Here is a 369-nt window from a genome sequence, read left to right as displayed (position 1 = left end):
ATCGCGGGCGTCAAACCAGTCCACCAGCTCCGCCACATCGCGGGGGAAATTATCAATATCGCCGCTCATATGACGACGTAGCGCCATCATTGTCCGTTGGTCACTACCCGGAGCACGACCCAGCCCCAAATCGATTCGCCCCGGATAGAGTGTATTAAGCGTGCCGAACTGTTCTGCAATGACCAACGGTGAGTGGTTAGGCAACATCACGCCGCCAGACCCCAGATGCAGCGTGGTGGTATTCGCCGCCAGATAGCCGATCAATACCGACGTGGCAGCACTGGCAATGCCAGTCATATTGTGGTGTTCTGCCAGCCAGTAGCGATGATAGCCGCGCTTTTCAGCCAGACGGGCGAGATCGAGAGAGTG

Annotated in this window: 1 protein-coding gene; it reads right to left on the bottom strand. The window is 57.2% G+C overall.

The genetic code is table 11. From position 1 onward, the window contains the following. Positions 1 to 369 (bottom strand): MsnO8 family LLM class oxidoreductase (locus tag RTW80_RS27770; RefSeq protein WP_312721335.1); only part of this gene is annotated, 369 nt, incomplete at both ends.

Origin of the sequence: Escherichia sp. AM3 (assembly GCF_032029835.1) — a bacterium.
GTDB classification, from domain to species: domain Bacteria; phylum Pseudomonadota; class Gammaproteobacteria; order Enterobacterales; family Enterobacteriaceae; genus Escherichia; species Escherichia coli.
Note: the sequence above shows the minus strand (reverse complement) of the source record. Positions and strands in the feature narration are given on the sequence as shown.